Below are 7893 nucleotides of genomic sequence, written 5' to 3' on the forward strand. Positions count from 1 at the left end.
GGGACTGTGCGGACCACTTTGCTCTCGCCATGTCACTCACTGATTTTCAAAACGCGCGTCCTGAAACTGCCATTGTGTTGGGGTCGGGGCTTGGCGCTGTGGCGGATGCGTTTGGGATCGAGTGCGAAGTCGCCTATGCGGATGTGCCGGGGCTGAGTGCTTCCACGGTGCCGGGGCATGCGGGGCGGTTTGTTTTGGCGCAGCATCACGGCAAGCCCATCCTCCTCGCGCAGGGACGGAGGCATTTGTATGAGGGCCTCACGGCGCATGAGGTGACGGCGAGCATCCGGTTCATGCACGAGATCGGCGTGAAGCGTGTCGTGCTGACGAATGCGGCGGGTGCGATCGATGAGAACTTTCATGTGGGCGGTTTGATGCTCATCACCGACCACCTCAATCTCATGGGCACGACGCCGCTGCTGGGTGGGCCGAACTTCCATGACATGAGCGAGGTCTATTCGCGGGCATGGTGTGAGCGGTTTCATGCGGCGAGTGTGGAGATGGGCCTGAAGCTGCACGCGGGTGTGTATGCCGCAGTGCTCGGCCCGCAGTATGAAACGCCTGCGGAGATCCGCATGCTGCGCACGCTGGGGGCGGATGCGGTGGGTATGTCCACGGTGCCGGAGGCGATTCAAGCGCGGGCGCTGGGGATGGAAGTGGCGGGCATTTCGATGCTCACGAACTGGGCCGCTGGTTTAAGAGCGCAGACGCTGCACCACGCGGAGGTGGTGGAGGTGGGGAAGACAGCGGGGATGTATCTGGCGCGGTTGCTGAAGGCGGCGGTGTGATCAGCTCTTATCCGCTATGAGTTCCATTCGCATCCAACGCTTTCCCTACGAGGAGCCGTATCATGTGCAGCTCAACCTCAGTGCGGAAAATGGCCGATTTTCAGGTGGTTTCGATTTCTACACCGGGGTCCACAGTTTGAAGGAATTCGCTGTGACTCTTCAGAATTTTCCAAACCACATCGGCGACGAGATACAGTTTGTATACGGCAGTCCTCGCAAGGAAGATCGAACCTATCGGCATCTGATCATTCGAGCTTACACGGTTGGTCGTGTTGGCCACTGTTCCATTCAATTCACTTTCAATAATCATGAGGAAGAGCCGGATGAAGGAAGCGCACGCTTCTCCATCTCAGCTGACGCAGCAGCCGTTAATCGGCTTGGCAAGCTTCTCGAAAGATTTTCGGAACTCCAGCATCTGGAGTTGCTTTGGTCGCCTGACGAAGAGGAGCTTTACACTGAGCTTCAGCAGCGAGCATCCATCGAATAGTCCTGGATGAGGCGTGGCGCGCTGGCCGTAGGTTGGCTGTGTTTGGCGTCGAGGACATTTCAATGCCCATGGTCCCCTCCGCCAAACCGGCCGACGGCGAGGACGATCTTAGGCCATGGGACCTGTCACACGCTCGCGGACGGGCGGGCTGTCGCCACACCCATCCCACAGTCACGCATGCACTCGCGGTTTAAGTTCTCTATTTGAGAACAATGGGCATCCCCGTTGGAGTTCAAGGTCTGTCTCGCGTGACAAGAAATGCGTAGCTGATGAACATCCAAAACACACTGGAGCAGATAAATAACTTGGGTGCTTCAGGCACAGGCGGTCCCATCCATGAAAAGGAGCGGTCAGCATGCCACCGGGAAATGAAAAAGCCTCATTATAAAACCCAGCGATGAACTGGGTCCGCATGGCCCCATCCATCCAGATACATCAACGAAAACAAAATGCCCTCGATCACCAATCCCGAGATCAAGGCTTTCGTTCGGAGACTCATCACAGCAGTGTCTTTCCAAATTGTACCAGCCGAAGCAATACGTAAACCACGGCACTCCAAGCGACGACGCACAGAGCTACTGCAATTAAGAACGGAAAAAGTGGCGGCAGATATGGCTGTAGAATGATCGCTGGATAATGCAGCATGATCAAACTCAGGCCAAATCCTTCGGGTTTGCACGAGCCACCTTCTGCAACTCCCGAGAACATCAACGCCAAAAGAATGCCCTCGATCACCACACCCGAAATGATGGCTTTCATGCGGAGACTCATCTTGCGAAACCGTTTGAGGTTTTACTAGCAGCAGCCGTTTGTCTGAGCCGGCTCCATCTCGCAGGCGTGATCCTCGTTGCAGCAAGGCATGAGGGGGCGGTCTTCGTTGGTGCCGGGGGCTTCCATGGCGGGATTCGGTGCCTGAGGGGCGAGGCCGAGGTCGCGGAGGAGTTTCATGTCCTCGTTGGCGCGGGGATTGGCGGCGGTGAGGAGTTTGTCGCCGTAGAAGATGGAGTTGGCTCCGGCGAAGTAGGCGAGGGCCTGGGCTTCGCGGCTCAAATTCGTGCGACCGGCGCTGAGGCGCACCTTGGCCTTGGGCACGGCGATGCGGGTGACGGCGATCATGCGGACGAAGGCGAAGGCATCGACGACTTCGTTGTCACCCATCGGGGTGCCTTTGATGGGCATGAGGGCGTTGATCGGGATGCTCTCGGGCTGGGGATTGAAGTTGGAGATGACCTCCAACATTTTAAGGCGGTCTTCGATGGTCTCGCCGAGGCCGAGGATGCCGCCGCAGCAGACGGACATGCCCGCATCCTGCGCGTGGCGGATGGTGCGCAGGCGGTCGTCAAAGGTGTGCGTGGTGACGATGTTCGGGTAGTGCTCCGGGGAGGTGTCCACGTTGTGGTTGTAAGCGGTGACGCCTGCTTCCTTGAGATCGGTGGCTTCTTCCGCGCCGAGCTGGCCGAGGGTGACGCAGACTTCCATGCCGAGCTTGGAAACATCGCGCACGATGTCAAGCACTTGGTCGAATTTCTGGGTGCCTTTGCGCACGCCCTTCCAGGCGGCGCCCATGCAGAAGCGGGTGGAGCCGTTGGCACGGGCGGCGAGGGCACGCTCCATGACCTGCTCCTTGGGCATGAGGTCTTCCTTTTGCAGGCCGGTGCTGTAGCGGGCGCTCTGGGCGCAGTAGCCGCAGTCTTCGCTGCAACCGCCGGTCTTGATGCTGAGAAGGGTGCAGAGCTGGACTTCGTTGCCGGTCCAATGCTCGTCATGCACAGCGCGGGCCTGCTTGAGGAGGTCGAAAAAGGGCTGGTGATAGATGCGGTGAAGTTCGGCGAAAGTCATGAGCGCCCATCATTGGCGCAAAAAGGGTGTTTTGGCAATCCTGCTCCTCCTCGGCGGCTTCCTTTCCGGGGCTGCTGGGGTACGCACTTCAGAATTTTTCCCGCAGATTCAGGGAACCCGCAGATTTTTTGTGACCCCAATCGGTGACGAAGGGTGGCTGCTGCCGAGAACGATGCGGTTGGCGTGCAAGACAGACCCCTTGGAGGGCGATTTGGTCTCACCCTCATGAACCGCCGTACTTTTTTCCACCAAACGTCCGCGCTGGCCGCGGTGTCTGCGCTGCCGAAACTCTATGCTGCGGATGCAGCGGGGAGGAAGATCAAAGTGGCGGTGGTGGCGCTGGGGCGTGGCATGCAGCATGTGCAGGCCCTGTTGAAAATCCCGGGCGTGGAGATCGCCTACTTGGCGGAGGCGGATCCGAAACGCCTCGAAGCAGGTCTCAAGGTGGTGAATGGCACGCAGCAGGTGTCCTGCGTGGGCGTGAAGGATTTTCGCTCGTTCCTGGATGACAAGACGCTGGACGCCGTCTTCATCGCCACGCCGAATTTCTGGCACACACCCGCCGCGTTGCTGTGCATGCAGGCTGGCAAGCACGTCTATGTGGAAAAGCCCGGCAGCCAGAACGCGCATGAGGCGGAGATGATCGTGGCGGCATCGAAGAAGTATGACCGCCTGGTGCAGATGGGCAATCAGCGCCGCACCTGGATGAAGGAGGCGATTGAGGCGCTGCACGGCGGTGCCATCGGACCTGTTCGCTTTGGCCGTGGCTTCTACTACAACACGCGCAAGTCCGTGGCCTCCAATGAGAAACCTGCGTCACCGGACATCGACTACGATCTCTGGCAGGGCCCGGTGCCGGATGATGCGAAGCATGATTTCAAATCGCTCGCGCACTATGACTGGCACTGGTTCTGGCATTGGGGCAATGGCGAGCTGGGCAACAACGGCATCCATTCACTGGACATCCTGCGCTGGGGCATCAAGGGCGAGTATCCGCTGCGCACCACCTACAACGGCGGCCGCTACTTTTACGATGATGCACAGGAAACACCGGACACCGGCACGGCGGTCTATGATTTCGGCCACGCCGGCATCGAGTGGGTGCAGAGCAGCTGCCACGCACGCGCAGCAGAGAAGCCACTCGGTGAAGTGATCTTCTATGGCGACAACGGCACGATGGCCATCGCACGTGATTCATGGATCAATTACGACCTGAAAGGTGTCGAAGTGAGCAAGGGCAAAGGCGCTGGCGGTGGTGATGTCGCCCACATGGGCAATTTCATTGAGGCCATCCGTGGCAATGCGAAGCTGAACAGCCCCATCGAAGAAGGGCAGAAGAGCACGATGCTGTGCCATCTGGGGAACATGGCCTACCGCACGAATACCGTGGTGAAATGTGATCCGAAGACCGGCAAGGTGCTGGATAACGCGGAAGCAATGAAGCTGTGGGGGAGGGAAGGGTACCGCAAGGGGTGGGACGTGAAGATCTGAAGTACGATGGGCACTCCTGCCTGTCGGCTAGCGCTCTCGACTCGCTCTCCCATTCGCGATGAACGGACCTGCGTATCATGGTAGTTTCTGGTCTATGTCATCTCCAACCGCAGCGGTGGGCGGGATGGGTTCGCGTGAGCCCGGAGCGATACGAAAGCGCTGACCGACAGACAGGAGTGTCTGTCGTACTTACCGGAACACGACGTCCACGCCCATGGCGCTTTCTTTGGCGAAGCCGGGAATCCAATGCGGCTTCCGCAAGGCGATGACGCGGTAGATCATGGAGAGGACGTGCAGGATGAGCAGGCGGTCAATGAGGCGGTAGCCACGGCGGCGGCGCATGAGGAGCTTGATGGCCCAGCCGAGGTAGCGAGGGTGAAGCCAGAAGGGCTGAAAGTCGGTCTTGATGCGGTAGCGGGCACGCAGGCCGCGCTTGGCATAGGTGGTTTTGTAGGCGCGCTTAGCTTCGCGCAGGCGGGTCTCCATCTCGGGAGTGAACTCGGTGAAGTAGTACTCACGCGCCAGTGCGAGCAGGCGGAAGGTATCGCGCATGTATTCGAGATCGGCGACGGGCACGCCGGCACGTGGTGCCAGGGCGATCATCTGCTCCAGCCTGTCCATGCAGCGTGCGGCGCTGAGCAGGGCGGCCTGGGGTTCTTGAACAAAGTAGCGCAGCAGCTTTTTGATGCTGTGATTGATGAAGATGTTCCCCCAATACACCTGCAGCAGCGGCGGGATGCGGACGCGGCGGAAGAAGAGCTTTTGCTGCGCGAATTCTTCCACGTAGAGCAGCTCGCGGATCACTTCATCGGAGTAGCGCAGGAGTTCAATGAGGGCCTCGGCATCGCCCAGCGCACGCTCTTGGGCGAAGGCGCGTACGGCGTCCTCCACCGGCATGCCGTCCTTGATGATGCGGATGGTGACGAAGGTATTGAGGTCGATCCAGATCGCTTCGGGATCGATCAGCGCGATGCGGCGGAAGGGGACCCAGCCGCCGGTCTGGCACCAGACCATGCAGCCGATGACGTTCTTCGCGTGCTTCAGCTCATGCGCGTAGCGTTCGTACTCCCAGCCGGTGAAGCTGGGGTACTCGCCGCAGCCCTCGTACTCGCGGCGAGTTTGCAGCTCGACGATCTTCGCCAGGTCCGTGCGGAAGAAGTTGGAGTTGAGCGGCAGGTAGCGGAAGAAATCGGACTCGCCGTACTTCATCGAGATGACGAGTGCGGTGCTTTGCAGTCCTTCAAACACGCTGGTAAAGGTGCGGCGGTGCCACATGAGATCGCCGATGCGATACGCGCCCACGGTCCAGGTGCGGAAGATGAGGCGGCGTGCGTGCTTCTCGCAGACAGGCAGCAGATCGAGCAGGAGCTGGCGTGCCTGCGCGGGTTTTTGGATGACGAGCTCGCTGCGGAATTCATCGTGCACGCCTTTGCCGTCGGATTCGCCAATGCGGAGAATGATGCCTGCCACCTGCGGGAAACTGGTGAAGAAACCATCAAGCAATTCCGCGAGGTAGTCGTTCACCTCGCGCTTGGATTCGGACATGCGCCGCCGCAGTTCCGGTGTGTAGGTCATCACGTCCATCGTGAGATGCACCTGCAGGCCGCGTGCGGTGAAGATCTCGAAGCAGCGGCCGAATTCCTCGCGGTAGAGCGCGATGCGGGCGCGCAGTTCCGGCTCGAGCCAGGGGTGATCGGCAAGGTGTGTCACGTCATCGAGCGAAACGGCGTTGAAGCCCCAGGCGGCGGCTTGATCTACAAAGCGGGTGAGGTCCTCGCGCACCTGCGCCCACCAGGCGTCTGCGGCGGCATCGCGTATCTTTGGCAGATGATGCCAGGGGATCTTGGACCAGTTGATCGTACGCACGTCATGCCCGCGAAAGAACGGGCCGATGGCGTCGATGAGGTGGAGAGATTGCAAGCGCCGCGAATGAAGCACGCAGGGGCGGGATGCAAGTGACGATGTGGTGTCGGGGAAGGGGTGTGGTGCCGGAGCTAAAAGGCTTCAGCTTCTAGCATGATTCACCCTACCGCCGTTGGAATCTGCGGAGGTTTGGGAGAGCGTATGAGGAGGAGGCTCATCACCAGGCCGACGAGACCTCCCAGCAGGGCACCGCCGCCAGCACCGACAGCGACGGGCAGCTTCCAGTCTTCGAGGTGTTCACTGGCGGGAGAGGCGCGCTCTTGAATGGCAACGTAGTCGGACGCTGAATTGAATACAGATTGTATTCCCTCCACTTGTTCGAACAGCTTGTCATAGGCCCGCTTGTCGGTTTCGGCTTTTTGCTGGAGCGTCTTCAGTTCGGCGACGGCCAATTCCCTGCGATCCAGGTTTTTTTCGATGGCTTGGATTTCCGATTCGATGGCTTCAAGCTCGGTTTTAAAGGGCGCGCTGGCGGCATCGTCGTCCTTCATCGACTTGATCTTGAGGCGGAGGTCGTCGCGTTGGTTGCGCTGGTTGTTGAGGCGCGGCACGAGCCGCTCCAAGTCTGACCTCACACTGAGCGTGTCTCCCCCTGAGGCTCGCGCTTTCGCAAATTTTTCAAGGGAGTCTTCCATGGTCTTCTGCTTTGAAACCACCTCCTGGAGAAACCGTTGGAGCCACGTTCCCTGCGCCTGTTCACGAATGCTTTGGCGGAAGGCGATGAATTCATCGAGCAGGGCATCGAGAAAGATCCGTGTGTATTTGGGTTCGGAACCGGTGGCGAGGATATTGAAAATGGCGCTGCCCTTGGTCTGAGCGACACGGATGGCCACGTCGGACTCCTGGATATCTGGATTCAGGGCTCTGACACGTTCACGGGCGCGACGGCTCATTTCTGCGGACTCGACGGTTTCGATGATGGTGCCATAGAAGTCCTGCTGCTGCTCCATCCAGTTCAGGCTGTCATTGAGGACCATCTGCCCGCCCGCGACGAGCTTTGCCAGCGAGCGAAATTCCTGCGGCCTGTCGACGATACGGCGCGCTTCAAGGACTGTTTGGAGGAAGGTGCCAGCGATTGCGCCAGTAAAAGCGCAGCCGAGAATCATGATGAGGCGGGGAAGGATGCGTGAGGCGGACATGAAGAAAGACGGTTTCCGTCCGTTGTGTCATAAGGGCGGAAGGGTGACAAGATAAATCCGGAGCTTAGGAAATCGAAAGAGGAGGGATCAGGATGACCCCCTCTCCCAACGAAAAAGCCCAAGCCTTTCGGCCTGGGCTGAATCGGGAACCGCACACGGAGTGTGCGGACCCTGGAGTTTGGCCCCGTTATAAGAGCAAGCCGATGGGATATTTTGCGCGTTTTCC

The 7893-nt window shown here is 59.3% G+C and carries 7 protein-coding genes; 3 read left to right on the forward strand and 4 right to left on the reverse strand.

Features of this window, described 5'->3' with window-relative positions:
• Positions 1–29: 29 nt before the first annotated feature.
• Positions 30–788: a purine-nucleoside phosphorylase gene (locus PSV43_RS23075; protein WP_300203336.1), complete on the forward strand. Its 759-nt coding sequence runs from the start codon at positions 30–32 to the stop codon at positions 786–788.
• Positions 789–804: 16 nt separating this feature from the next.
• On the forward strand, positions 805–1275 hold the full coding sequence (locus PSV43_RS23080; RefSeq protein ID WP_300203338.1) for a hypothetical protein: 471 nt from the start codon (positions 805–807) through the stop codon (positions 1273–1275).
• A gap of 498 nt (positions 1276–1773) precedes the next feature.
• Here the strand turns inward: PSV43_RS23080 and PSV43_RS23085 are convergent, their stop codons facing one another.
• Positions 1774–2034 carry a hypothetical protein gene (locus PSV43_RS23085; RefSeq protein WP_300203340.1) on the reverse strand — a complete coding sequence of 87 codons (261 nt, stop codon included), beginning with the start codon at positions 2032–2034 and terminating at the stop codon, positions 1774–1776.
• A 36-nt stretch (positions 2035–2070) separates the two neighbouring features.
• A complete protein-coding gene (bioB, locus tag PSV43_RS23090; RefSeq protein ID WP_300203342.1) occupies positions 2071–3114 on the reverse strand; it encodes a biotin synthase BioB in 1044 nt (347 codons plus the stop codon).
• Between the two features lie 225 nt (positions 3115–3339).
• Between bioB and PSV43_RS23095 the strand changes: the two genes are divergently transcribed.
• Positions 3340–4605: a Gfo/Idh/MocA family oxidoreductase gene (locus PSV43_RS23095; RefSeq protein ID WP_300203344.1), complete on the forward strand. Its 1266-nt coding sequence runs from the start codon at positions 3340–3342 to the stop codon at positions 4603–4605.
• 189 nt (positions 4606–4794) lie between these two features.
• Here PSV43_RS23095 and PSV43_RS23100 read toward each other — a convergent pair whose 3' ends face one another.
• Both PSV43_RS23100 and PSV43_RS23105 read right to left on the reverse strand, forming a co-directional pair.
• Positions 4795–6525: a hypothetical protein gene (locus PSV43_RS23100; protein ID WP_300203347.1), complete on the reverse strand. Its 1731-nt coding sequence runs from the start codon at positions 6523–6525 to the stop codon at positions 4795–4797.
• 101 nt (positions 6526–6626) lie between these two features.
• Complete coding sequence (locus PSV43_RS23105) at positions 6627–7667, reverse strand: hypothetical protein (protein WP_300203349.1); 1041 nt, start codon at positions 7665–7667, stop codon at positions 6627–6629.
• Between the last annotated feature and the right edge of the window lie 226 nt (positions 7668–7893).

The sequence above is a fragment of the Prosthecobacter sp. genome, assembly GCF_029946185.1.
Taxonomy (GTDB): domain Bacteria; phylum Verrucomicrobiota; class Verrucomicrobiia; order Verrucomicrobiales; family Verrucomicrobiaceae; genus Prosthecobacter.

What these genes read in the sequence shown, in the direction of transcription:
- PSV43_RS23075 (WP_300203336.1), top strand. Translation starts at nt 30, where the DNA reads ATGTCACTCACTGATTTTCAAAACGCGCGTCCTGAAACTGCCATTGTG.
- PSV43_RS23080 (WP_300203338.1), top strand. Translation starts at nt 805, where the DNA reads ATGAGTTCCATTCGCATCCAACGCTTTCCCTACGAGGAGCCGTATCAT.
- PSV43_RS23085 (WP_300203340.1), bottom strand. Translation starts at nt 2,034, where the DNA reads ATGAAAGCCATCATTTCGGGTGTGGTGATCGAGGGCATTCTTTTGGCG.
- bioB (WP_300203342.1), bottom strand. Translation starts at nt 3,114, where the DNA reads ATGACTTTCGCCGAACTTCACCGCATCTATCACCAGCCCTTTTTCGAC.
- PSV43_RS23095 (WP_300203344.1), top strand. Translation starts at nt 3,340, where the DNA reads ATGAACCGCCGTACTTTTTTCCACCAAACGTCCGCGCTGGCCGCGGTG.
- PSV43_RS23105 (WP_300203349.1), bottom strand. Translation starts at nt 7,667, where the DNA reads ATGTCCGCCTCACGCATCCTTCCCCGCCTCATCATGATTCTCGGCTGC.